The sequence below is a fragment of the Cupriavidus taiwanensis LMG 19424 genome, assembly GCF_000069785.1.
Classification (GTDB): Bacteria; Pseudomonadota; Gammaproteobacteria; order Burkholderiales; family Burkholderiaceae; genus Cupriavidus; species Cupriavidus taiwanensis.
In genome coordinates, this window is the sequence record NC_010528.1 from 1,733,325 (window position 1) to 1,756,757 (window position 23,433).

21 protein-coding genes and 1 pseudogene are annotated in these 23,433 nt (G+C 67.4%); 14 read left to right on the plus strand and 8 right to left on the minus strand.

Features of this window, described 5'->3' with window-relative positions:
- Positions 1–448: 448 nt before the first annotated feature.
- From galU to RALTA_RS07920, 5 genes are all read left to right on the plus strand, one after another.
- Positions 449–1,345: a UTP--glucose-1-phosphate uridylyltransferase GalU gene (gene galU / locus RALTA_RS07900; protein ID WP_012352909.1), complete on the plus strand. Its 897-nt coding sequence runs from the start codon at positions 449–451 to the stop codon at positions 1,343–1,345.
- Positions 1,346–1,401: 56 nt separating this feature from the next.
- Positions 1,402–2,217, plus strand: coding sequence for an undecaprenyl-diphosphate phosphatase (locus tag RALTA_RS07905; RefSeq protein WP_012352910.1), 816 nt, complete (start codon positions 1,402–1,404; stop codon positions 2,215–2,217).
- 246 nt (positions 2,218–2,463) lie between these two features.
- Positions 2,464–3,120 (plus strand): hypothetical protein, encoded by a 657-nt coding sequence (locus RALTA_RS07910; RefSeq protein ID WP_242405224.1) that lies wholly within the window; start codon positions 2,464–2,466, stop codon positions 3,118–3,120.
- 32 nt (positions 3,121–3,152) lie between these two features.
- Complete coding sequence (locus tag RALTA_RS07915; protein WP_012352912.1) at positions 3,153–3,788, plus strand: hypothetical protein; 636 nt, start codon at positions 3,153–3,155, stop codon at positions 3,786–3,788.
- A 420-nt stretch (positions 3,789–4,208) separates the two neighbouring features.
- On the plus strand, positions 4,209–5,135 hold the full coding sequence (locus tag RALTA_RS07920; RefSeq protein WP_012352914.1) for a transcriptional regulator GcvA: 927 nt from the start codon (positions 4,209–4,211) through the stop codon (positions 5,133–5,135).
- A 52-nt stretch (positions 5,136–5,187) separates the two neighbouring features.
- Here the strand turns inward: RALTA_RS07920 and RALTA_RS07925 are convergent, their stop codons facing one another.
- The 5 genes from RALTA_RS07925 to RALTA_RS07945 form a co-directional block, all read right to left on the minus strand.
- Positions 5,188–5,598 carry a thioesterase family protein gene (locus RALTA_RS07925; RefSeq protein WP_041232138.1) on the minus strand — a complete coding sequence of 137 codons (411 nt, stop codon included), beginning with the start codon at positions 5,596–5,598 and terminating at the stop codon, positions 5,188–5,190.
- 84 nt (positions 5,599–5,682) lie between these two features.
- Positions 5,683–6,609, minus strand: a complete 927-nt coding sequence (locus RALTA_RS07930) for an amidohydrolase family protein (RefSeq protein ID WP_012352916.1) — start codon at positions 6,607–6,609, stop codon at positions 5,683–5,685.
- A 4-nt stretch (positions 6,610–6,613) separates the two neighbouring features.
- Complete coding sequence (locus RALTA_RS07935; RefSeq protein WP_193352061.1) at positions 6,614–7,594, minus strand: Bug family tripartite tricarboxylate transporter substrate binding protein; 981 nt, start codon at positions 7,592–7,594, stop codon at positions 6,614–6,616.
- Between the two features lie 46 nt (positions 7,595–7,640).
- Entirely contained in the window at positions 7,641–8,873 is a 1,233-nt protein-coding gene (locus RALTA_RS07940) for a CaiB/BaiF CoA transferase family protein (protein ID WP_041232139.1), read from the minus strand.
- Between the two features lie 71 nt (positions 8,874–8,944).
- Positions 8,945–9,724, minus strand: coding sequence for an enoyl-CoA hydratase-related protein (locus RALTA_RS07945; protein ID WP_012352919.1), 780 nt, complete (start codon positions 9,722–9,724; stop codon positions 8,945–8,947).
- 275 nt (positions 9,725–9,999) lie between these two features.
- Here RALTA_RS07945 and RALTA_RS07950 point away from each other — a divergent pair, with 275 nt between their 5' ends.
- From RALTA_RS07950 to RALTA_RS07990, 9 genes and pseudogenes are all read left to right on the plus strand, one after another.
- A complete protein-coding gene (locus tag RALTA_RS07950; protein WP_012352920.1) occupies positions 10,000–11,139 on the plus strand; it encodes an iron-containing alcohol dehydrogenase in 1,140 nt (379 codons plus the stop codon).
- A gap of 45 nt (positions 11,140–11,184) precedes the next feature.
- Positions 11,185–12,150, plus strand: a complete 966-nt coding sequence (locus tag RALTA_RS07955) for a Bug family tripartite tricarboxylate transporter substrate binding protein (protein WP_012352921.1) — start codon at positions 11,185–11,187, stop codon at positions 12,148–12,150.
- Position 12,151: 1 nt separating this feature from the next.
- Positions 12,152–13,342 (plus strand): fumarylacetoacetate hydrolase family protein, encoded by a 1,191-nt coding sequence (locus RALTA_RS07960; protein WP_012352922.1) that lies wholly within the window; start codon positions 12,152–12,154, stop codon positions 13,340–13,342.
- A 74-nt stretch (positions 13,343–13,416) separates the two neighbouring features.
- Positions 13,417–14,409: a DctP family TRAP transporter solute-binding subunit gene (locus tag RALTA_RS07965; protein ID WP_012352923.1), complete on the plus strand. Its 993-nt coding sequence runs from the start codon at positions 13,417–13,419 to the stop codon at positions 14,407–14,409.
- 10 nt (positions 14,410–14,419) lie between these two features.
- On the plus strand, positions 14,420–15,388 hold the full coding sequence (locus RALTA_RS07970) for an amidohydrolase family protein (RefSeq protein WP_012352924.1): 969 nt from the start codon (positions 14,420–14,422) through the stop codon (positions 15,386–15,388).
- Between the two features lie 29 nt (positions 15,389–15,417).
- Positions 15,418–15,918, plus strand: a complete 501-nt coding sequence (locus RALTA_RS07975; protein WP_012352925.1) for a TRAP transporter small permease — start codon at positions 15,418–15,420, stop codon at positions 15,916–15,918.
- A 16-nt stretch (positions 15,919–15,934) separates the two neighbouring features.
- A pseudogene (locus tag RALTA_RS07980) lies at positions 15,935–17,211 on the plus strand (TRAP transporter large permease).
- A gap of 40 nt (positions 17,212–17,251) precedes the next feature.
- Complete coding sequence (locus tag RALTA_RS07985; RefSeq protein WP_012352926.1) at positions 17,252–18,418, plus strand: alpha-hydroxy acid oxidase; 1,167 nt, start codon at positions 17,252–17,254, stop codon at positions 18,416–18,418.
- 54 nt (positions 18,419–18,472) lie between these two features.
- On the plus strand, positions 18,473–19,084 hold the full coding sequence (locus RALTA_RS07990) for a PPC domain-containing DNA-binding protein (RefSeq protein ID WP_012352927.1): 612 nt from the start codon (positions 18,473–18,475) through the stop codon (positions 19,082–19,084).
- 432 nt (positions 19,085–19,516) lie between these two features.
- Here the strand turns inward: RALTA_RS07990 and guaA are convergent, their stop codons facing one another.
- The 3 genes from guaA to guaB all read right to left on the minus strand — a co-directional run bounded on the left by guaA (position 19,517) and on the right by guaB (position 23,364).
- On the minus strand, positions 19,517–21,136 hold the full coding sequence (guaA, locus tag RALTA_RS07995) for a glutamine-hydrolyzing GMP synthase (protein ID WP_012352928.1): 1,620 nt from the start codon (positions 21,134–21,136) through the stop codon (positions 19,517–19,519).
- Positions 21,111–21,722, minus strand: coding sequence for a hypothetical protein (locus RALTA_RS08000; protein ID WP_012352929.1), 612 nt, complete (start codon positions 21,720–21,722; stop codon positions 21,111–21,113). Before RALTA_RS08000 ends, guaA begins: the two co-directional genes overlap by 26 nt.
- Before the next feature lie 178 nt (positions 21,723–21,900).
- Positions 21,901–23,364 (minus strand): IMP dehydrogenase, encoded by a 1,464-nt coding sequence (gene guaB, locus RALTA_RS08005; protein WP_012352930.1) that lies wholly within the window; start codon positions 23,362–23,364, stop codon positions 21,901–21,903.
- Positions 23,365–23,433: the final 69 nt, after the last annotated feature.

The window sequence follows — 23,433 nt, forward strand, 5'->3', positions numbered from 1 at the left end:
GCAGCGGCGACTCCGCTGGTTCGGCATTGGCGCCCGTCGGGTGCCTGTCCGCTTGTCTGCACGGCTGCGGATCTGAACCTGGCGGTGTTGACTGGTGTGTGCACGGCGCGCTGGGCGCGCTCTTTTCTGCACTGCGTCATCCGTAAATGACCGGCGAAGTTTATGGCTCGCGGGACGACCTCTTCAAGGCGTGGACGGCGTTTTTACCAAATTTCCGATCCCCCCATCAGAGTGGAAACGAATTCCGTCCCAACGCCTGAGGGGTACCGCGGGTGGTGCGACGCAGCAGAATCGCGGGTGGCACCCCGTGCCGACTTAAGGGTGTAGGCGATTGATTCCCTGTTGCGCCTACACCCTCTTTCTTTGCCGGCGAATGCAGGCAGACATCAAGGCAGACCTCGCCGCCATCGCACCGAGCATTGCCGAACCTTTGAAGGGAACCACTGAAATGACAAGTCGCGTTAGCAAGGCCGTCTTTCCGGTCGCAGGCCTGGGCACCCGCTTCCTGCCGGCCACCAAGGCCAGCCCCAAGGAAATGCTGCCGGTGGTCGACAAGCCGCTGATCCAGTACGCCGTGGAAGAAGCCATGGCCGCCGGCATCACCGAGATGATCTTCGTCACCGGCCGCTCCAAGCGCGCCATCGAAGACCACTTCGACAAGGCCTTCGAACTGGAAGTCGAGCTGGAAGCCAAGAACAAGCGCGCGCTGCTCGATGTGGTGCGCTCGATCAAGCCGGCCAACGTCGAATGCTTCTACGTGCGCCAGTCCGAAGCGCTGGGCCTTGGCCACGCGGTGCTGTGCGCGGCCAAGCTGGTGGGCGACGCCCCGTTCGCCGTGATGCTGGCCGACGACCTGATCGACGGCAACCCGCCGGTGATGAAGCAGATGGTGGATGCGTACGACCACTACAACTGCTCGGTGCTGGGCGTCGAAGAGATCCTGCCGGAGCAAAGCCGCTCCTACGGCGTGGTCGAGGGACGCGAGTGGGGCGAAGGCGTGATCAAGGTCTCGGGCATCGTCGAGAAGCCGGCGCCGGAAGAGGCCCCGTCCAACCTCGGCGTGGTGGGCCGCTACATCCTGACGCCGCGCATCTTCGACCACCTGCGCGCGCTGAAACCCGGCGCCGGCGGCGAATTCCAGCTCACCGACGCGATCCAGTCGCTGCTGAGCCAGGAACAGGTACTGGCTTATCGCTATCACGGCACGCGTTACGACTGCGGCAGCAAGCTGGGCTACCTGAAGGCCACCGTCGAGTTTGCGCTGAAGCACCAGGAAACCGGCGCGCAGTTCCGCAGCTACCTGGAGCAGCGCGAACCCCAGCTGATCCACAGCCTGGCGGCCTGACGGCCTACGGCTCCGCGCCCCTTCGAAAGCAACGCAAACCCCGAGGCAGCCGCCACATGATCGACTGGATCCACCTGGGCAAGGCCTTCTTTCTCGGCCTGCTCGAAGGCCTGACGGAATTCCTGCCCATTTCGAGCACCGGGCACCTGATCCTGGTCGGCGACTGGATCGACTTCACTTCGCACGAGGCGCGCGTGTTCGACGTGGTGATCCAGCTCGGCGCCATCCTGGCCGTATGCTGGCTCTACCGCGCCAAGATCGCTAACCTGTGCGACGGCGTGGTGCGGCGCGATCCCGACGCACTGCGCTTCGCCACCGCGGTGCTGGTCGCCTTCCTGCCCGCCGCGGTCATCGGCGCGCTGCTGATCGGCCCGATCAAGCACTACCTCTTCGACCCCGCCGTGGTCGCCGCCGCACTGATCGCCGGCGGGCTCGTCATCCTGTGGGTAGAGCGGCGCAGCGCCGTGCCCCGCATCCACGCCATCGAAGACTTCGGCTGGAAACAGGCCATCGGCATCGGCCTCGCCCAGTGCGTGGCGATGATCCCCGGCACGTCCCGCTCCGGCGCCACCATCATTGGCGGCATGCTGTCCGGCGTCTCACGTCAGGCGGCGACCGAGTTTTCCTTCTTCCTGGCCATCCCCACCATGCTCGGCGCCGCCACCTACGACGCCATGCGGCACTACCACCTGCTCAGCATGCAGGACTTCTGGTCCATCGCCGCCGGCTTCACCGCTGCGTTCCTCTCCGCGCTCGTCGTCGTCAATGCGCTGGTGCGGCTGGTGGCGCGGCATTCGCTGCGTGCGTTTGCGTGGTACCGGATCGGGTTGGGGGTGGTGATTGGGGTGGTGAGTCTGGGGTGGTCGGTTTGAGTGGCCGGTAGCATCGTCGGGCGGGCCGCAGCCGGTGGCTGCTGTCCGGTGTCGCACCGTTGAGAAGCATAAGGCGCCTCGAAGGCGCCTTGTTTTTTGGATCGCGAATCTCGGGCGCTACCACTCCAGGATGTTCTCCTGACCTACGAACGACACCCCCCAATGGATGGGTGTCCAGTTGGCGCAACAACAGAGCGAATCAGGCCGGCGCCGTGACGCAAAGCGCCCCCGCTTTGGCAAAATGCCATGGTCGTCGGCATGCCTGTGTCAGACGGCAATCGTCGCGGCATGGTTACTGCGGCCGACGACGCAACAAAAACACAGAACACAAGAAAGGTGTCCGCAGTGGGTCGCATCAAAACCAGCCTGGCGTTTGGCGTGCTGGGCTTCATCCTGTCCGGGTGCAGCGTCGTTGCACCGCCTTATCCGCCATCGCTCGACAACGTCCAGACGCTCAGGAACAGCGGCGCCGCGCCCACGCGCGTCGGCACCTTTACTGAGAGCGCACCCGGCGTGAAACACCCCATGTCGCTGCGCGCCAACAGCCTTGAGTCACCGTATGGCGGGACATGGTCGGCGTACCTCGCCGAGGCCGTGACGCGGGAGCTGACCATGGCGGGCAAGTTGTCGCCGACCGCCGATGTGGTGATCTCCGGCACGCTGCTGCGCAACGAGATCGATCCCGCGATCGTCACTGCCTCTGGCGACGTATCGGCGCGCTTCGTCGTCAAGAAAGGCGAGACCGTGCGTTACGACCAGGTCAAGTCGGCCCATCGCGAATGGGATTCATCGTTCGCGGCGGCAGTGGCGATTCCGAAGGCTGTCAGCGAATACGGCTACACGGTGCAAGCGCTGCTCGCCACGCTCTACGCCGACCCCGCTTTCCTCGACGCTTTGAAGTAACGCCCCTCACGACGCAAAAAAGGAGAAACACGATGCGTGCCTGGTTCACGATCGCGAGCCGCTGCGCGGCTGTTGCCGCGCTGATCGCGCTGACTGGCTGTGCCCACCCGATTCAGATTGCGACCGACAAGTCCGCGCCCGCCGCACCTGCGCAGAAAAAGGTCGACAAGAACATCGGCTTCGTTATCCCGGACCCGCTACTGGCCAAGGAAGTCATCACGCCCGGCGGCGGTGGCGACAAGGTCAGCTACCTGCCGTACCGCGACCTGGAGGTGCCGCTCTACAGCACCTTGTCCAACGTGTTCGCCAACGCTACCAAGCTCAAGGCGTCGGACGATCGCGCGGCAATCGACAAAGCGCAGCTCGCCTATATCCTGACGCCCGAGATCTCGACCGATTCGTCGTCGGACAGCGCCTTCACCTGGCCACCGACCCGCTTCACAGTCAACCTTACCTGCACCGTGACGGATCTCAGCGGCAAGGTCGTGTTCAAGAAAGTCGTCTCGGGCCAGGGCAACGCGGAGTTCTCGGAATTCAAGAGCAACTTCGCGCTGTCGGCACAGCGCGCCAGCGAGAATATGCTGAGCAACCTGCAAAAGGCGCTCAGCGAAGCCCCCGAGTTCAGTTCGGCTCTGCAGCCGGCGGCAGCGGTCGCCACGGCACGCTGAGGTCTCGCGCGGCTCTCTGCGCGAAGCAAAAAAAGGCGCCTTGCAGGCGCCCGAGCATTCATTTAACGACCTGGCGGGTCACTCCCACTCGATCATCAACAGATCTTGCAAACCCATGTGGCTAAAGGGAGTTGCGGTGATCGACGTGGGCATTTACCGTCGCTTTCACCGTCATGACCGGAAACTGCGGGACGGCCTGTAGCGCGGTGACGGCTTCCAATCGATAGTCACCGCACGCGTCCAGCCCGTCATGGAGTGCCTTCCGGCCAATCGTCCAGGGCGCAACCGCAGCAGCCCTGAATTCACCTACATGGGGGCCGGCCCTATTCCCATAGCTTGACACGGATGCTATCGTGCAGCGCCTGCCGATGCCAACGCGACCACGCCGGCAAGTCGCTTAAAGGATTGCGTACCACCGCTATGTCGAGACAGATTCCCCCACTGAACCCGCTCAGGGCGTTCGAAGTGGCTGCCCGGCATCTGAGCTTCACGCGGGCCGCGGAGGAATTGTTCGTCACACCGTCGGCGGTCAGCCACCAGATCAAGGCACTGGAAGAAAGCCTGGGCGTGCAGTTGTTTATCCGCGACGCCAAGGCACTGGTCCTGACCCCGGCGGGCACGGCCTACCTGCCCAGCGTGCAACTGGCCTTCAAGCAGCTCGCCGATGCCACGCACCGCCTGCACAGCAAGGACCGCCCGGCGCTGAAGGTCAACATGCCGCCCACGTTCGCGGTCAAATGGCTGATCCCGCGCATGGACCGCTTCATGAAGGCGCACCCCGATATCGACCTGAAGGTGTCGACCTCGAACCATCGCATCGACTTCGAGCGCGACGATTTCGACATGGCGATCCGCTATGGCCGCGGCGATTACCCCGGCCTGCACTGCGAGCTGTGCATGGCGGTCGAAGTCATCCCCGTGTGCAGCCCGGCGCTGCGGCACGGCCCGCAGCCGCTCGAAACACCGTCCGACCTGAAGCACCATACGCTGCTGCACGACGACAGCACCTATACGGACGTAAGCAACCCCGACTGGGCAATGTGGCTGGAGCACGCCGGCGTGACCGATGTCGACGCCAGCCGGGGGCCGTCGTTCTGGCCGAGCCACCTGGTCATCAACGCTGCGCTCAACGGCCTGGGCGTGGCGCTGGTGAAGAAGAACTGGATCGAGCAGGACCTGGCCGAGGGCCGGCTGGTGCGCCTGTTCGAATCGATCCGGCTGCCGGTCGAATTCTCCTACTTCGTGGTGTTCCCGAAGGAGCGGCTGGAGGATCGCCGCATCCGCAGCTTCACCGACTGGATCCGCGCGGAAGTGTCGGCGGATCAGCAGCAGCCGTCCCCCGTCTGAGCACGGCTTGGGGGGCGCGTCCCGCAAGCTGCACGCGCCTGGCCGCGCGAAGTCAGACCGCGACGGGCATTGATGCCGTCTTTTTCTGCACGCGTGCGCGCAAGCGCTCGACATCGACCACGAAGCGGCGATGCGTGCCGCTGCAAACCCGCTCCACCGCATCGTCGGCGGTCACGCCGAAGGTGACACTGCGGCCATCGATGGCCGTGACCTCGACGTGGATGCGCACCTCGCCGCCCAGCGGCGTGGCACCGGTGTGCTGCACCGACACCTCCGCGCCCACCGAGCTTTCACCATCCTCGAGAAAGCCTTGCAGGAAATCGAGGCAAGTCTGTTCGATATCGCGTACCAGCTCGGGCGTGGCGTAGATGCGCAGGCTCTCGCCAAGAAAATCGATGGTGCGCTGGCGGTCGACCGTCAGCGTGCGCGCGCAGGTCGCGCCAGGTTGCAATCCGTTCTTCATAAGTGGTCCTTTCAAGTGTAGGGACGAATCCGCCCGTCCCCCACGGCGCTAGCCGGGCGGGTGGCGGATCCTTGCAATGCGCTGCTACAGGCGATAAAAGCGCGCGGCGTTGTCGTGCCACAGCGCGCGCTGCTGTTCGGGCGGATAGATGGCAATGGCGGCGCGGAAGCCCGCGACGATGGTGCCGTAGCTCGCCACCAGGCTGTCCACCGGATAGTTGCTGGCGAACATGCAGCGTTCCGTGCCGAAGATGGCGATGGCGTCGCGGATCACGGGCACATTGTCGGCCTGTGTCCATGGTTTTCCCGGCAAACCCAGGCCCGAGACCTTCACGGCGACATTGGGCTGCGCGGCCAGCTCGGCCATCGCGGCACGCCAGCCGGCCAGGCCGGCTTCACTGCGGTCGGCCGGCAGCCCGGTATGGTTCAGGATCAGCTGCGTGTCCGGGAAGTCCCGTGCCAGCGCGGCCGCCTGATCCAGGTTCCACCACGGCGCCTGCAGGTCGAAGGACATGCCGTGCCGCGCCAGCAAGGCATAGCCACGACGCCAGCGCTCATCGTCCATCGAGCCCGGCACGCCGCGCCGCGCATCCTCGCGCCGCGCCGCGGTCACCGGCTTGTTGCGGATGCCGCGCATGATCGCGCAGGCGGCATGGCCCGCCAGCACTTCCTCGACATCGCCGCGGTCAAGCTGGGCATGGCCGACGATCACCGTAGGCCGACCCGTCTGCGCGGCGAGCTGGGTCAGCCACGCGGTCTCGTCGACAGGATTGGCGCGCGCCCATTCGGCTTCGACATGCACCGTCTTCACCGGCGCGCAGCCAGCCGTATCGCGGGCGAGATCCTCGGGAAGATAGTTCCTGCGCAGCGCCGAATAGTCGCCATAGCGGAAGTTCGGCACCGTTTCGTCCTGCAGCCACGGGTACGGGTTGATCGCCAGGTTCCAGAAATGCTGATGCGCGTCGATAAAGGGCTCGACGGACGCCGCGCCCGCCGCGGGTGTGTCGCGCATGGGCTTACTCCTTGACGCTGATGCGGCCGGCGAGCTGCTTGAACTGCGCCGACTCCTTCACCATGGCGGCCTGCAGCGTCACGTCATCAGCATAGGTATCGGTGCTGAAGTGCAGCTTCTCCAGCGTCTGGCGCATCACCGGCTCCTGCACGGATTTCGCGATCGCCGTCTTCAGCACCGCGATCACCTCCGGCGGCGTGCCCTTCGGTGCCGAGATGCCGCGCCAGATCCCCATCGACAGGTCGATATTGCGCTCCTTCAGCGTTGGCACGTTGTCGAAGCCGCTGACCCGCTTGTCGGCCATCACCGCCAGCACCTTGAGCTTGCCCGCGGCGACATGCGTGAAGACCTCCGCCGTGCTGACCGTGACCGCGTCGATATGCCCGCCCAGCAGCGCGAGCGTGGCCGGAGCACCGCCGGCATAGGGGATATGGTTGAACTTCGCCCCGGTCTTGTCGGCCAGCGCGGCGGCTGCCATATGCCACGCGGAGCCCTGCCCGGCATTACCCACGCGGATATTGGCGTCCGGCTTGCGCGCATCGGCGACAAACTGTTCGATCGTGCTCCACGGCGCATCGGCCCGGACCGCCACGGCGGCCGGGTCCGCATTCAGGCGTGCGATGGGGATCAGGTCCTGGTAGGTGAACTTGGCCAGCCCGAGGTAATTCAGGAAGGTCAGCTCGCTGGACGACAGCACCAGCTTGTACCCGTCCGGCTTCGCGTTGACCACTTCGCCCAGGCCTACCGAGCCGGTGGCACCCGGCTTGTTGATCACCACGATCGGCTGCGGCAGGTGTTTCGCGGCCGCGGCCGACAGCGCGCGCGCCACCACGTCGGCCCCACCGCCCGCCTGCCACGGCACGATCAGCTCGATGCGCCGGCTCGGGTAGGTTTCCGCGCTTGCCGTGGCCGTACCCCCCAGCAGCCCCAGCACCACGGCGGCCGGCATCGCCCAGCGCCGCATCAGCGAACGTGACATCGTCATGGTCGTCTCCTGTCTTTTATCGGTATAGATGATGGCCGCGGTGCGCTCAGGCGGCGCCGCGTTCCAGTTCCTGTGCCCGGGCCGGTGCGCCGAACGCCCCCTGCGCCCGCAGCCGCGTGACGGTGGCTGCGTCCAGCCCGAACTCGCCCAGCACCTCATCGGTATGCTGGCCCAGCAGCGGCGCCGGATAGCGCACCTGCTGCGGCGTGCCGCTCAGCTTGACCGGAAAGCCCAGCGCCTTGACCCGCCCCTCGACCGGATGATCGATCTCCAGCACCATGTCCCGCGCCACCGCCTGTTCGCTGGCCAGCGCTTCGTCGTAGGTGAAGATCGGTGCCGCCGGCACACCGGCCGCCAGCAGCGCATCGACCCATTCCGCCGCCGGCTTGCGCGCGAATTCTGCCTCAATTTCAGGAATCAGCGCGGCACGGTTGCGGATGCGGGCGGCGTTGTCGGTAAAGCGCGGGTCGGCAAGCAGGTCGGGCCGCTCGATCACCTCGCACAGCGCGGCCCACAGCTTGGGGTTGGCCGCGCCGATCACAAAGTGCCGGTCGGCGGCGCGCACCGCCTGGTATGGCGCGCTCATGCGGTTGGCGCTGCCGATCGGCACCGGCACGTCGCCGGTGCCCCAGAACTCGGCCGACTCCCATACCGACAGCCCCAGCGCCGTCTCGAACAGCGACGCATCCACGTACTGCCCCTGTCCGGAATGCTCGCGCCCCATCAGCGCGCTGAGCACGCCATACGCGGTGAACAGCCCCGCCCCCAGGTCGGCGATCGGCACGCTGGCCTTGACCGGCGGCGCGTCCGGGTGGCCCATCACGCTCATCACGCCCGACATGGCCTGCGCGATCAGGTCCAGCCCCGGGCGCCGCGACCACGGCCCGGTCTGGCCGAACCCGGAGATGCTGGCATAGACCAGGCGCGGATTGATCTCGCGCAGCACCGCGTAGTCGATCTTCAGGCGAGCGGCCACGCCCGGACGGTTGTTCTCCACCAGCACGTCGGCGCCGCGCACCAGTTCATAGAAGGCCTCGAGGCCGGCCGGGTTCTTCAGGTCGATCTCGACACTGCGCTTGTTGCGGTTCAGCGCCAGGAAGCCGCCGCTGTCATCGCCCTTGAGCCGGAAGCCCATCGACTTGCGGGTCTGGTCGCCGGCGCCCGGCGCTTCGACCTTGATGACGTCGGCGCCCATGTCGCCCAGCAGCATGCAGCAGAACGGACCCGCCATGATCTGGCTGACGTCCAGGACCTTGATTTTCGATAACGGCAAATTCATGGATACCACCTGAGGTTGGGGGCGGCCGCATGGAAATGGCGGCGCCGCGATGCTTTGGATAAAAGGTGCTGTCAACGGCCCACGAACTGCGGCCGGGTCTTGTCGATGAAGGCGCGGTGGCCGATGCGAAAATCCTCGGTATCGAAGCAGGCATAGGACTCGGCATGCTCTTCCGGACGCAGCGGCGTGGGATCCAGCAGCCTGCGCACGAACTGCTTGTGCCAGCGCGCTACCAGCGGCGCGCCGGCGGCGATGCGCCGTGCCGCCGCGTAGGCTTCGTCCGGCACGGCCTCGTCCGCCACCACGCGATTGACCAGGCGCTTGTGCAGGGCCTCGTCGGCATCGAATACGCGGCCCTCCAGGACAATCTCCAGCGCGGTCGCCGGTCCCGCCAGCGCCACCAGCCCGCCCAGTTCGCCATACGACATCACCAGCCCGAGCCGGTTGACCGGCACGCCGAAGCGGCTGGACCTGCCGCAGATGCGCAGGTCGCACATCGACGCGATTTCCAGCCCGCCGCCGACGCAGGCGCCCTGGATCAGCGCGATGGTCGGGTGCCGGCATTCGGCGATGGCGCGCATGGTGGCGTTGGTGATCTCGCCGTACTGCTGCGCCTGCGCGGCGTTGGCGCGCATGGTGTCGAACTCGGCGATGTCGGCGCCGGCGGCGAAGGCCTTGTCCCCGGCGCCGCGCAGCACCACGCAGCGCAATGTGTCGTCGGCCGACAGGCCCTGGATGGCTTCGGTCAGGCCCTGCCACATGGACAGGTCCATGGCATTGAGCTTGTCCGGATTGTTCAGCGTGATGGTGGCGACCTGCGCGTCGCGCTCGATCAGGATGGGTTGTCTCATGGTTGTCGTTGGTGTGGAGGAGGCCCGGCGGGTGCGGGCGGTGGTCCGGAATCCGGCTGGTCTGCGCCAGTCTAGGGCCCGCGCCGCGCGCCGCAAAACGAGAAAATCTCAGCGCCGTTTCAAGAAAAACTAGGCGTCCGGTGCTGTGAGTTTTTCTTGGGCAGCCTTCAAGTAATTCCACGTTGTGACCCGCGGGCCTTGTTCCTAGACTTCGTCACCAATGCAGCCGGCCCGCCCCACGGCGCCCTGCTCACCCCACACAGCATGGAGACAAGATGGCCCTGATCCACTACATCACCCAGATCCAGATCGACTTCGGCGCGATCGGGCTGCTGGCCCAGGAATGCGAACGCATCGGCATCACGCGGCCGCTGGTGGTCACCGACGCCGGCGTCAAGGCCGCCGGCATCGTGCAGCGCGTGCTGGAGCAGCTGCGCCCCGGCTGCGAGGCGGTGATCTACGACGGCACGCCGTCCAACCCGACCGAAGCCGCCATGCGCGAGGCCATGCGCCTCTATAGCGAGTACCGTTGCGACGGCATCATCGCGGTGGGCGGCGGCTCGCCGATCGACCTGGCCAAGGGGGTGGCGGTCTGCGCCACCCACGACGGCCCGCTGCGCCAGTTCGCCGCGATCGAGGGCGGCGTGGCGAGGATCACGGCCGCCACCGCACCGGTGATCGCGATCCCCACCACGGCCGGCACCGGCAGCGAAGTCGGCCGCGGCGCCGTGCTGATCCTCGACGACGGCCGCAAGGTCGGCGTGCTGTCGCCCTACCTGGTGCCGCGCGTGGCGATCTGCGATCCTGAGCTGACGCTGGGCCTGCCGCCGATGCTGACGGCGGCCACCGGCATGGATGCCATCGCGCATTGCCTGGAAACCTTCATGGCGCCGGCCTTCAACCCGCCCGCCGACGGCATCGCGCTCGATGGCCTGCGCCGCGCCTGGCTGCATATCGAGCGCGCGCGCCGCGATCCGCAGGACCGTGCCGCGCGCCTGGCCATGATGAGCGCATCGATGCAGGGCGCGCTCGCTTTTCAGAAGGGGCTGGGCTGCGTGCACAGCCTGAGCCATGCGCTGGGCGGGCTGATGCCGACGCTGCACCACGGCACCCTGAACGCCGTGCTCCTGCCGGCGGTGATCCGCTTCAACGCCGGCGCGCCGTCGATGCAGGCCGATGACAAGCTGGCCCGCATCGCGCTGGCCATGGGACTATCCGAGGCCAGCGCCATCGCCCCGGCCATCACCGACATGAACCGGCGCCTGGGCCTGCCCGCCGGCCTGCGCGAGATGGGCGTCGATCCGGCCCTGTTCCCGCGCGTCATCGACTACGCGCTGGCCGACCACTGCCACAAGACCAACCCGCGCGAAGCCAGCGCCGAGGACTACCTGGCGCTGCTGCAGGCTTCGCTGTAAGGCCACCCCCTTCCCTACACCAACAACAACATCAGGAGACAACACATGCGACGTCGCACCTTCCTGTGCGCGGGCGCGGCCGCCTTGGCCACGCCGCTGGCAGCCTGGTCCCAGGCACTGCCGACCGGCCCGATCCGCATCATCGTGGGGTTCCCGCCCGGCGGCGGCACCGACGTGATGGCGCGCGTGATCGCGCAGCAGCTCTCGGCGCTGTGGCGGGTGCCGGTCATCGTCGAGAACCGGCCTGGCGCCGCCGGCGTGGTCGCCGCCGAGTACACCGCGCGCCAGGCGCCGGACGGCACCACGCTGCTGATGACCAATATCAGCAACCATGCCATCGCGCCCAGCCTGTACCCGAAGCTGGGCTATTCGGTGGAGAAGGACTTCACCCCGCTCATGCTGGTCGGCGTCACGCCCAACCTGCTGATCTGCCATACCGGCGGGCGCGCGCGCTCGGTGGCCGACGTGGTCGCGCTGTGCCGCAGCCAGCCGGGCAAGATCACCTTCGGCTCGTCCGGCGCCGGCGCGGCGCAGCACCTGGCGCTGGAGATGTTCAAGCTGCGCGCCGGCGTGGATGCGCTGCACGTGCCGTATCGCGGCTCGGCGCCGATGCTGACCGACCTGATCGGAGGACAGATCGACTTCAGCTTCGAGACCATGACTTCCGCCACGCCGCAGATCCAGGGCGGCAAGGTGGTGGCGATCGCGCAAACGCGCCCGCGCCGCGCGGCCAGCTATCCCAACGTGCCCACGCTGGCGGAATCGGGTTTTCCCGGCTTCGATGCCGGCACCTGGTACGGGCTGGTCGGCCCCGCCGGGCTGCCCGCGCCCATGGTCCAGCGCATGAATGCAGACCTGAACAAGGTGCTGGCGCTGCCCGACGTGGCGGGCAAGCTTGCCGGCTTCGGTGCCGAGGACGGCGGCGGCAGCGCGGCGCGCTTCGCGCAGTTCATCGCCACGGAGCGCGCCAAGTGGGCGCGCGTGGTCAAGGACGCCAACGTGAAGGTGTGACATGACACGACGCATCTCGGTTGAGGAAACCCTGCCGCGCGACGCGGACCGCGCCTTGCTGGTGGGACGCGCGTGGCTGCCCGGCCCGCACGGCGGTCCCGTGACGGTCGTCGTGCGCGGCGCGGAGTTGTTCGATATCACGGCCACCGCGCCCACCATTGCCGGCCTGCTGGCGCTCCCTGACTGCGCCGAACGCGTGCGGCAGGCCGGCGGGCCTTCGCTGGGGCCGCTGCAAGACTGGCTCGACTCGACCTGCGCGCACGGGCCGGACCCGGCGCATCGCCACCTGCTGGCGCCCAACGACCTGCAGGTGGTCAAGGCCGCCGGCGTGACCTTTGCCGCCAGCCTGGTCGAGCGCGTGATCGAGGAGCGCGCGCGCGGCGACGCGGCCAGCGCCGCCGCGGTGCGCGAGAGCGTCAGCGCCATCCTCGGCACGGGCCTTGCCGCCATTCGCCCGGGTTCGCCCGAAGCCATGCGCATCAAGGATGTGCTGGTCGCGCAGGGATTGTGGTCGCAATACCTGGAAGTCGGCATCGGCCCGGACGCGGAGATCTTCACCAAGGCCGCGCCGCTGTCATCGGTGGGCACCGGCGTGGATGTCGGCCTGCATCCGGCATCGACCTGGAACAACCCCGAGCCGGAGGTGGTGCTGGCGGTCTCGCCGCGCGGCGAGATCGTCGGCGCGGCGCTGGGCAACGACGTCAACCTGCGCGACTTCGAAGGCCGCAGCGCACTGCTGCTGGGCAAGGCCAAGGACAACAACGCGTCCTGTGGCATCGGCCCGTGGATCCGGCTGTGCGATGCGCATTTCGGCACCGACGAGATCGCGCGTACCGAGATCGGCCTGACCATCGAAGGCGAAGATGGCTTCGTGCTGCATGGCGCCAGCGCGATGACGCAGATCAGCCGTTCGCCGCGGGAACTGGTGGCGCATGCGATGGGCGCGCACCACCAGTACCCCGACGGCATGATGCTGTTCTGCGGCACGCTGTTCGCGCCGGTGCAGGATCGCGACGCGCCCGGCGCCGGCTTTACCCATCACCCCGGCGACCGCGTCAGCATCTCCGCGCCGCGCCTCGGCGGCCTGGTGAACTGGGTCGGCACCAGCGACGCGCTGCCGCCGTGGACTTTCGGCATCGGCGCGCTGATGGCCAGCCTGGCCCAGCGCGGGCTGCTGCATCCGCCGCCCTGATATCCGCCCCCGCACGGGGCGCCCCAGAGCCCGGCACTCATCGACCGGGCCGCATCACAAACCCAGGAGACACCATGAAACACGTTATCCCGCATATCGTGCTGGCAGCGCTATTGTCCGTTGCCGGCGTGGCACAGGCACAGGCACAGACGCAGGCACCGGTAAAGCTGCGCTTCGCCCATACCGTTCCGGAAACCGATTCGCAGCACCTGGCCGCGCTCGCCTTCAGCAAGAAGGTCAGGGAGCGCACCCAGGGCGGCGTCGAGATCCAGGTCTTTGCCAATAGCCAGCTCGGCAACGACACCACGCTGGTCACCGGCGTGCGCAGCGGCACCATCGATATCGGCGCCACCGGCAATCCCTTCGTCACCGGCCTGGCACCACGCCTGAACGTGCTCGACCTGCCCTACCAGTTCGAGGACGGCCCCTCGGCCTACAAGGTGCTGGACGGCCCGGTCGGCCGTTCATTGCTGGAAGAACTGGGCGCCCACCGCATCAAGGGCCTGGCCTTCTGGGAGATCGGCTTCCGCAGCCTGGGCAACAACAAGCGCCCGGTCAACAAGGCCGAGGACATCCGCGGCCTGAAGATCCGCACCACGCCCAACCCCTCGCATATCAAGGCCTTCCAGCTGCTGGGCGCGAGCCCGCAGCCGATGCCGTTCGCCGAGGTCTTCGGCGCGCTGGAATCCGGCGCGGTCGACGGCCAGGAGAATCCGCCCACGCTGATGGTCTCGGCCAAGATGTACGAGGTGCAGAAGTACGTGTCGATGACGCGCCATGCCTATACCGCGCTGGTGGTGCTGATGAACAAGGCGAAGTTCGACGGGCTCAGGCCCGAGTACCAGAAGGTACTGCTGGAAGAGGCCGCTTCCGCCGCCACCTACCAGCGCAAGCTCAACACCGACAACGAGGCCGCGGCCATCGCCACGCTGCGCGCCAGGGGCGTGCAGGTCAACGAGCATCCCGACAACGCCGGCATCCGCAAGGTGGTGCGCGAGGAGACGCGCCATCTGTTCGTGCAAAAAAACGGCGACGCCGTGCTGCGCGCCATGGACGCGCAGCGCTAGGAGGCCGGCCATGTCCACCTCGTCCACCTCGTCCACCTCGTCCGCTTCGTCCACCTTGCCCGCCGCCATCGTCGATAGCCACCACCACCTGTGGCGCCTCGGCCCGGCACGCTATCCCTGGCTGCAGGAGCGTTATGACGCCGCAGCGTTTTTTCTTGGCGACTACACCGCGCTGCGGCAGGACTTCGCTCCTGCCGACTACCTGCGCCAGTGGGACGGCCTGCCCCTGGCCGCCAGCGTCCACGTGGAAGCCGAGCGGCATGCCGACGAATCGGTGGCCGAGACCGCATGGCTGCATCAGGTACACGCGCGCCACGGCTTTCCCAACGCGGTGGTGGCGCATGCCGACTTCAACAGCGACACGCTGGCGGACCAGCTGCGCGCGCACCAGGCCTTCCCGCTGGTGCGGGGCGTGCGGTGCAAGCCGCGCACCAGCCGGACGGCGGATGACAGCGTGCGCGGGCAGCCCGGCACGCTGCAGGACCCGCGCTGGCAGTCCGGGCTGCAGCGGCTGGCCGAGCACGGCCTGGCGTGGGACCTGCGGGTGCCGTGGTGGCACCTGGAGGAAGCCGCCGAGGCGATCGCCGCGGTGCCGGGGCTCGACGTGGTGGTGGAACACACCGGCCTGCCGTGGGACCGCACCGAAGCCGGCCTGTCCGGCTGGCGCCGCGGGCTGGCGGCGCTGGCCAGCCTGCCCGGGGTGCACCTGAAGCTGTCCGAGTTCGGCTTGCCGGGCGCGTCGTGGGATCGCGCCGGCAATGCCGCCGTCATCCGCCAGGCGCTGGAGATCTTCGGCTGGCAGCGCTGCATGTTCGCCAGCAACCTGCCCGTGTCGGGGCTGCGCGCATCGCTGCATGAAATCGTCAATACCGTAGCCGCCGCGCTGGAAGGCCTGCCCAACGCCGCCGCGCACGCGGTGTGGCACGACAACGCCATGCGCTTTTACAGGATCGGGGCGCCCGTGGCGAGCCTGCGCTGAGTCCCCGTCCCCCCCAGGAGTCCTCAATCATGAACCGAATTACGCTGCGCCTGGTCCAGGGCGCGATGGTCGCCATGATGGCCGCCATGATCGTGCTGGTCTTCGGCAACGTGGTCCTGCGCTACGTCTTCAATTCCGGCATTGCCTTCTCCGAGGAAGCCTCGCGCTTCATCTTCATGTGGCTGACGCTGACCGGCGCCCTGCTGGTGATGCATGACAAGGCCCACCTGGGGATGTCCACCGTGGTGTCGCGGCTGGGCGAGACCGGGCAGCGTGCCTGCCGGCTGCTCGCCGACGCGGGCGCCCTGGCCTGCTGCCTGCTGCTGGCCCATGGCGCCTGGCAGCTGGTGGCGATCGGCATGGACGACCGCGCGCCCGTCACCGGCGTGCCGCTGGGCGTGGTCTATGCCTGCCTGCTGGTGTGCAGCGTGGGCATGGCGGCGATGCTGCTGCACGGGCTGTGGCGCCTCGCCAGCGGCCGCATGGCACAGCATGAACTGGTGCCGCAGTCCGGCGCCTCCGGCGAATAAGCGCAAGGAGCCAGCCATGACCATCTTTGTCTTTGTCGGCTCGCTGCTGGGCGCGATGTCGCTCGGCATGCCCATCGCCTTTGCACTGCTCGCCTCCGGGGTCGCGCTGATGCTGCACCTGGGCAACTTCGATACGCAGATCCTCGCGCAGAACATGCTCGAGGGCGTCAACAACTATCCGCTGATGGCGGTGCCGTTCTTCATGCTGGCGGGCGAGTTGATGAACGCCGGCGGCCTGTCACGGCGCATCGTGCGCGTCGCCGACGCGGCGGTCGGGCACGTCCGTGGCGGGCTGGGCTACGTGGCGATCATCGCGGCGACGGTGGTGGCCAGCATTTCCGGCTCGGCCGTGGCCGATACCGCCGCGGTCGCAGCGCTGCTGATCCCGATGATGCGCAATGCCGGCTACAACGTGCCGCGCGCGGCGGGGCTGATCGCGGCGGGCGGCATCATCGCGCCGGTGATCCCGCCGTCGATCGCATCGTGGTGTTTGGCGTGGTCGCGCAGGTGTCGATCACCAAGCTGTTCCTCGCCGGCATCGCACCCGGCGCGATGATGGCGCTGACGCTCGCCGTCACCTGGCACTTCTGTGCGCGCAAGGAGAAGCTGGCGCCCACCGAACCCTTCAATGCCCGCCGCCTGGCTAGGGCCGCGCTCGACGGCATCTGGGCGCTGGTGCTGCCAGTGGTGATCATCGGCGGCATGAAGATCGGCGCGTTCACGCCGACCGAGGCGGCAGTGGTGGCCGTGGTCTACGCCATGGTGGTCGGCCGCTTCGTCTACGGCGAACTGAAGCTGCGCGCGCTGCCGGAACTGATCGTCACCGCGGCCAAGACCTCCGCCACGGTGCTGTTCCTGGTCGCCTGCGCGCTGGTGTCGGCATGGCTGATCACCATCGCCAATATCCCGGCGCAGGTGACCGACCTGCTCGAGCCCTTCATCGACAACAAGATCCTGCTGATGTTCGTCATCATGATCCTGGTGATCGTGGTGGGCACCGCGCTCGACCTGATGCCGACGGTGCTGATCATGACCCCGATCCTGATGCCGGTGATCACCAAGGCGGGCATCGACCCGGTGTATTTCGGCGTGATGTTCGTGCTCAACAACGCCATCGGCCTGCTGACGCCGCCGGTGGGCACGGTGCTCAACGTCGTGGCGGGCACCTCGCGCTGCAGCCTGGACAGCGTGATCGGCGGCGTCTGGCCGTTCCTGCTGAGCCTGACCGCGCTGATGTTCCTGTTCGTGCTGTTCCCGCAGCTGATCCTGGTGCCGGCCGCATGGCTGCACTAAGGCCAGGCGCGCTCCACCTTCCATCCTTGCAGGACACAAGATGTCATCCCTCAGCGATATCAACGAGATCGAGGACCTGCGCCGGCTCGCCCGGCAGCGGGTGCCGCGCATGTTCTATGAATACGCCGACTCCGGTTCGTGGACCGAGTCCACCTACCGCGCCAACCAGCGCGAATTCGGCAACATCCTGCTGCGCCAGCGCGTGGCCGTAAATATCGGCGAGCGCCGCCTCGCCACGCGGATGCTGGGCCAGGACGTCGCCATGCCGGTGGCGATCGCCCCGACGGGGCTGGCCGGCATGCAGCACGCCGACGGCGAGATCCTGGCCGCCCGCGCCGCGCGCGATTTCGGCGTGCCGTTCACGCTGTCCACGGTCAGCATCTGCTCGATCGAGGACGTGGCCGAGGCCACCGGCGGGCATCCGTTCTGGTTCCAGCTCTATGTGATGCGCGACCGCGCCTTCGTCGAACGCCTGATGGACCGCGCCCGCGCCGCGGGCTGCCCGGCGCTGGTGCTGACGCTGGACCTGCCGGTCAGCGCGCAGCGCCACAAGGACCTGCGCAACGGCCTGTCGGCGCCGCCGCGGCTGACGCCGTGGAACCTGCTCAACATGATGGGCAAGCCGCGCTGGTGCCTGGGCATGCTGGGCACGCGCCGCCGCACCTTCGGCAACATCATCGGCCATGTGCGGGGCGTCGACGACATGAGCTCGCTGGCCGACTGGTCGAGCCGCCAGTACGACCCGACGCTGGACTGGGACGACGTGGCATGGATCCGCCGCCGCTGGCCCGGCAAGCTGGTGCTCAAGGGCATCCAGGATGTCGAGGATGCGCGGCTGGCGTGCCAGTCGGGCGCGGACGCGCTGATCGTGTCAAACCACGGCGGCCGCCAGCTCGACGGCGCGCCGGCATCGATCCGCGCCCTGCCCGCCATCGCGCAAGCCGTGGGCGAGCGCATCGAAGTCCATATGGATGGCGGCATCCGCTCCGGGCAGGACGTGTTGAAGGCGGTCGCGCTCGGCGCCCGTGGCGTCTATATCGGCCGGCCGATGCTGTATGGGCTGGGCGCCATGGGACAGGCCGGCGTGACGCGCGCGCTGGAGATCATCCGCAAGGAACTCGACCTGACCATGGCCTTCTGCGGCCACACCGACATCCGCGCGGTCGGCACGGACATCCTGCTGCCGCCGCATCCGCCCGCCTCGTAGTTTTCTTGCCGTAGCCACAAACCAGACGCAAACAAACCAGACAGGAGACAACCGATGATGATCCTTCGCAAGACCCTGCGCGCCCGCCAGGCGCTCGCCACGTTCGCAGCGGCCACCGCCGTCGGCGCCGCCGCCCTGATGCCCGCCGCAGCCGCGGCGCAGCCGGCGCCATCCGCCGAATGCAAGGCGGCTCTGGACGCCCGTGCCCAGAACCCCAACTACCCGCGCGACAGCGTGCCGCGCTACATCAAGACCCCCACCGGCTACCTGCTGGTGCTGCGCATGGGCGACAACGTGTTCGAGCAGATCGAAGCCTTTGCCATCTGCGAGAAGGTGCCCAGCGCGAGCCTGTCCGCGATCGGCTTCGCCAACGTCACGTTCGGCTTCTGGGATGCCGCGAAGAAGCAGTTCAACCCGCGCACCTTCCGCAACGTGGAGATGGCCAGCATCGTCGGCAGCCTGGCGTGGAAGGAAGGCAAGCCGTCGATCCATGCGCATGGCGTGGCCGGTGACAGCAGCTTCGACACGTACGGCGGCCATATCCTGTCGATGGAGGTCGGCACCGGATCACTGGAGGTAACGGTCGTCACGCATCCACGGCGACTTGAACGTGCGACTGATCCGCGTATCGGTGCCAATGTGCTGGGATTGCACGATACGCACTAGGTACGTTTCTGTGCGGCTTGGCAGATGCAAATGGAAGTCTGCCAGCCTTGGGTGCCGGCAGACGCTGCGCGAGCACGCACTCGCTGCAAGGCAGAGACCGGCTGCCACCGAAAGGACGTGCGGCGCGCCTTCAAGTCTCGCCGCAGCGGCCCGACGAAATCCAGCCGTTCGAAGGAAGCCGGGCATGGCCTCCAAACCGGTGGCTCAAAAAAAGGGGCAGCCAACAGAACCAGGACGTCGTCCTTGCGTAGGCGGGGATGACGAGTCTTCTTAGCCGCTCTAACCGCTGGAAGCACCTATCGCGGGTTGAGTCCGCCATCTGATAGCCCCGATCTTGCCGGACAGTGCCAACCGAGAATAAAAAAGCCCGCATTTTCGCGGGCTTCGAGGTGCTTTCGTGTTATTTAGTGCCGGCTCATGCCGGACCCGGGATCACTCCCACTCGATCGTCGCCGGCGGCTTCCCCGACACGTCATACACGACCCGGTTCAAACCCCGGACTTCGTTGATGATGCGGTTCGAGCAGCGGCCCAGCAGCGCATACGGCAGGTGCGCCCAGTGCGCGGTCATGAAGTCGGTTGTCTGCACCGCGCGCAGCGCGACGACGTAGTCGTAGGTGCGGCCGTCGCCCATCACGCCGACGGACTTGACCGGCAGGAACACGGCGAAGGCCTGGCTGGTCAGGTCGTACCAGCTCTTGCCGACCTGTTCGGGTTCGCACAGGCCCGCGGCGGCGTCGTGCTCGGTGGCGATGGTCTTGCGCAGTTCTTCGATGAAGATGGCATCGGCGCGGCGCAGCAGGTCGGCGTAGTCGCGCTTGACTTCGCCAAGGATGCGCACGCCCAGGCCCGGGCCCGGGAACGGGTGGCGGTAGACCATCTCGGGCGGCAGGCCCAGCTCCACGCCCAGCTCGCGCACTTCGTCCTTGAACAGGTCGCGCAGCGGTTCGAGCAGTTTCAGGCCCAGCGTCTCGGGCAGGCCGCCGACGTTGTGGTGGCTCTTGATGGTGGTGGCCTTCTTGGTCTTGGTGCCCCCCGACTCGACCACGTCCGGGTAGATGGTGCCCTGCGCCAGCCACTTGGCGTTGGTCAGCTTGCGGGCCTCGGCCTGGAACACCTCGACGAATTCGCGGCCGATGATCTTGCGCTTCTGCTCGGGGTCGGTCACGCCGGCCAGGTGGCCGAGGAACTGCTCGGAGGCGTCGACATGGACCACCTTGGCGTGCAGGCGGCCGACGAACATTTCCATCACCAGCTTGCCTTCGTCCTGGCGCAGCAGGCCGTGGTCGACGAACACGCAGGTGAGCTGGTCGCCGATGGCGCGATGAATCAGCGCCGCGGCCACCGACGAATCGACGCCGCCGGACAGGCCCAGGATGACTTCCTCATCGCCGACCTGCTCGCGGATCTTGGCGACCGCTTCCTCGATATGGTCGCGCATGACCCAGTCAGGCTTGCAGCCGGCGATCTGCAGCACGAAGCGCTCCAGCATCTGGCGGCCCTTGACGGTGTGCGTGACCTCGGGGTGGAACTGCACGGCGTAGTAGTGGCGCGTCTCGTCGGCCATGCCGGCGATCGGGCAGCTCGGCGTGGAGGCCATCAGCTTGAAGCCGGGCGGCAGGCCGGTGACCTTGTCGCCATGGCTCATCCACACCTTGAGCATGCCGTGGCCTTCCGGCGTGCGGAAGTCCTCGATGTCCTTGAGCAGCTCGGTATGGCCGTGGGCGCGCATCTCGGCGTAGCCGAATTCGCGATGGTCGCTCCACTCGACCTTGCCGCCCAGCTGCACCGCCATGGTCTGCATGCCGTAGCAGATGCCCAGCACCGGCACGCCCAGGTCCCACACCGCCTGCGGCGCGCGCAGCTGGTGGTCTTCATAGGTGCTGGCGTGGCTGCCGGACAGGATGATCGCCTTGGGAGCGAATTCGCGCACGAACGCGTCGCTGACGTCGTTCGGATGGATTTCGCAATAGACGTGCGCCTCGCGGACGCGCCGCGCGATCAGTTGCGTGACCTGCGAGCCGAAATCAAGAATGAGGATTTTGTCGTGCATGATGGGCCGATGGCTTGTCTTCCGGGATGGGCTCGGTCACGACTTCCGTGCCGGGGCCATAGCCCGGCGGCGGCGTGATGACCGGCTCGCGCCGGTATTCTGGGGTATTCGTGGGGCGCGCCGCGGGGGCAACGCCGGGTTCCTTCCTGCTTTCCTGTTCCTGCAGCGCGCGTTCCATCTTCCGTTGCTGTTCGCGCACGCGCACGCGCTTGGCCGCCGGGATCTGCACCACGGCAAAGAACAGCAGCACCACGGCCATGGTCGGCAGCCAGATCTTGCCGGCGCCTTCCAGCGGCAGCTCCATGAACACCATCCAGCCGATGATGAGCACCGCGCTGGCCAGGTTCACATAGCCTGCCGTGCGCGCCACCGGCACCGTCAGCTGGCCATTGAAGGCGGCCTGCCACAACAGCACCGACAGCCCCACCAGCGCCACGCCCAGCAGCTGCCCGAACAATGCCGGCTGCGGCTGCGGCAACTGCAGCGCCGCGTACAGCGTGGTGAACGGGGACATCAGCAGCAGGATGCCCAGCAGCAGGTCCACCAGGGCATCGAAGAACAGCACGGCTCGCAGCAACACCTTCATTGGCGCTCCTCGTCTTGGCCCCGGCCGGCGGTGCGGCGGGCATCAGGACAACGCCTGCATGGCGCGCGGCCAGGTTCGGATGGGATGGCGGGTCGGGCGCGGGCACGCGCCGGCGCGCCCTCGCCCGGATGCCGGCGGTCGCGCACCGCCTGCAGGGACGGTGCGCGGCCGCGGGGCATCAGTCGATATGGTAGTTCGGCGCTTCCTTGGTGATCTGCACGTCGTGCACGTGCGATTCACGCATGCCGGCCGCCGTGATCTGGACGAACTGCGCGCTCTCGTGCCAGTCGGCAATCGACTTGCTGCCGCAATAGCCCATCGAGGCGCGTACGCCGCCGGTCAGCTGGTGGATGATGGCCATCACCGAGCCCTTGTATGGCACGCGCCCTTCGATGCCTTCGGGCACCAGCTTGTCGACGTTGGCGGTGTTGTCTTCCTGGAAGTAGCGGTCGGCCGCCCCATCCTTCATCGCCCCCACCGAACCCATGCCGCGGTAGCTCTTGAACGATCGGCCCTGGAACAGGAAGGTCTCGCCCGGCGCTTCCTCGGTGCCCGAGAACATGCCGCCCATCATCACGGTGTGCGCGCCGGCCGCAAGGGCCTTGGCCACATCGCCGGAGTAGCGCACGCCGCCGTCGGCGATCAGCGGCACGCCGGTGCCCTTGAGCGCTTCGGCCACGTTGGAGACGGCGGTGATCTGCGGCACGCCGACGCCGGCAACGATACGCGTGGTGCAGATCGAGCCCGGGCCGATGCCGACCTTGACGCCATCGGCGCCATGCTCGACCAGCGCGCGTGCCGCGTCACCCGTGGCGATGTTGCCGCCGACGACCTGCACCTGCGGGAAGTTCTGCTTGACCCAGCGCACGCGGTCCAGCACGCCCTGGCTGTGGCCGTGCGCCGTATCCACCACAATCACGTCGACGCCGGCCTTGACCAGCAGCTCGACGCGCTCGTCGTTGTCCGGGCCCACGCCGACCGCGGCGCCGACGCGCAGCTGGCCATGGTCGTCCTTGCTGGCGAGCGGATTGTCCACCGCCTTCTGGATGTCCTTCACCGTGATCAGGCCGCGCAGCTCGAAGGCCTGGTTCACCACCACCACGCGCTCGAGGCGGTGGCGGTTCATCAGCCGCTTGGCTTCTTCCAGCGGCGCGCCCTCGGCCACCGTCACCAGCTTCTCGCGCGGCGTCATCTTGGCGCGCACCGGGGCATCGAGCTCTTCCTCGAAGCGCAGGTCGCGGTTGGTGATGATGCCGACCACGGCCTTGCCCTCGACCACCGGGAACCCGGAAATGCCGTGCTGCTGCGACAGCGCGATCACATCGCGGATCTTCATGTCCGGCGAAATGGTGATCGGATCACGCAGCACGCCCGACTCGTAGCGCTTGACGCGCGCGACTTCACGGGCCTGGTCTGCGGGCTTCAGGTTCTTGTGGATGATGCCGATGCCGCCGGCCTGCGCCATGGAGATCGCCAGGCGCGCTTCCGTCACGGTATCCATCGCCGCGGATACCAGCGGGATGTTCAGATCAATGGAGCGGGTCAGGCGGGTGCGGAGGGAAACATCCCGGGGAAGGACGGCCGAATAGGCCGGAACGAGCAGCACGTCATCGAATGTGAGTGCTTTCTGGACAAGACGCATAGCAATTCCTCTAGGCGCAAAACCGAATTATACAGGAATGCGCGATTTGCTGACGCCTGCCAACGGCCT

What these genes read in the sequence shown, in the direction of transcription:
- RALTA_RS07950 (WP_012352920.1), top strand. Translation starts at nt 10,000, where the DNA reads ATGGCCCTGATCCACTACATCACCCAGATCCAGATCGACTTCGGCGCG.
- RALTA_RS07955 (WP_012352921.1), top strand. Translation starts at nt 11,185, where the DNA reads ATGCGACGTCGCACCTTCCTGTGCGCGGGCGCGGCCGCCTTGGCCACG.
- RALTA_RS07945 (WP_012352919.1), bottom strand. Translation starts at nt 9,724, where the DNA reads ATGAGACAACCCATCCTGATCGAGCGCGACGCGCAGGTCGCCACCATC.
- RALTA_RS07985 (WP_012352926.1), top strand. Translation starts at nt 17,252, where the DNA reads ATGTCATCCCTCAGCGATATCAACGAGATCGAGGACCTGCGCCGGCTC.
- RALTA_RS07960 (WP_012352922.1), top strand. Translation starts at nt 12,152, where the DNA reads ATGACACGACGCATCTCGGTTGAGGAAACCCTGCCGCGCGACGCGGAC.
- RALTA_RS07940 (WP_041232139.1), bottom strand. Translation starts at nt 8,873, where the DNA reads ATGAATTTGCCGTTATCGAAAATCAAGGTCCTGGACGTCAGCCAGATC.
- galU (WP_012352909.1), top strand. Translation starts at nt 449, where the DNA reads ATGACAAGTCGCGTTAGCAAGGCCGTCTTTCCGGTCGCAGGCCTGGGC.
- RALTA_RS07935 (WP_193352061.1), bottom strand. Translation starts at nt 7,594, where the DNA reads ATGACGATGTCACGTTCGCTGATGCGGCGCTGGGCGATGCCGGCCGCC.
- RALTA_RS07930 (WP_012352916.1), bottom strand. Translation starts at nt 6,609, where the DNA reads ATGCGCGACACACCCGCGGCGGGCGCGGCGTCCGTCGAGCCCTTTATC.
- RALTA_RS08000 (WP_012352929.1), bottom strand. Translation starts at nt 21,722, where the DNA reads ATGAAGGTGTTGCTGCGAGCCGTGCTGTTCTTCGATGCCCTGGTGGAC.
- guaB (WP_012352930.1), bottom strand. Translation starts at nt 23,364, where the DNA reads ATGCGTCTTGTCCAGAAAGCACTCACATTCGATGACGTGCTGCTCGTT.
- RALTA_RS07910 (WP_242405224.1), top strand. Translation starts at nt 2,464, where the DNA reads ATGGTCGTCGGCATGCCTGTGTCAGACGGCAATCGTCGCGGCATGGTT.
- RALTA_RS07970 (WP_012352924.1), top strand. Translation starts at nt 14,420, where the DNA reads ATGTCCACCTCGTCCACCTCGTCCACCTCGTCCGCTTCGTCCACCTTG.
- RALTA_RS07990 (WP_012352927.1), top strand. Translation starts at nt 18,473, where the DNA reads ATGATGATCCTTCGCAAGACCCTGCGCGCCCGCCAGGCGCTCGCCACG.
- RALTA_RS07965 (WP_012352923.1), top strand. Translation starts at nt 13,417, where the DNA reads ATGAAACACGTTATCCCGCATATCGTGCTGGCAGCGCTATTGTCCGTT.
- RALTA_RS07925 (WP_041232138.1), bottom strand. Translation starts at nt 5,598, where the DNA reads ATGAAGAACGGATTGCAACCTGGCGCGACCTGCGCGCGCACGCTGACG.
- RALTA_RS07905 (WP_012352910.1), top strand. Translation starts at nt 1,402, where the DNA reads ATGATCGACTGGATCCACCTGGGCAAGGCCTTCTTTCTCGGCCTGCTC.
- RALTA_RS07920 (WP_012352914.1), top strand. Translation starts at nt 4,209, where the DNA reads ATGTCGAGACAGATTCCCCCACTGAACCCGCTCAGGGCGTTCGAAGTG.
- RALTA_RS07915 (WP_012352912.1), top strand. Translation starts at nt 3,153, where the DNA reads ATGCGTGCCTGGTTCACGATCGCGAGCCGCTGCGCGGCTGTTGCCGCG.
- guaA (WP_012352928.1), bottom strand. Translation starts at nt 21,136, where the DNA reads ATGCACGACAAAATCCTCATTCTTGATTTCGGCTCGCAGGTCACGCAA.
- RALTA_RS07975 (WP_012352925.1), top strand. Translation starts at nt 15,418, where the DNA reads ATGAACCGAATTACGCTGCGCCTGGTCCAGGGCGCGATGGTCGCCATG.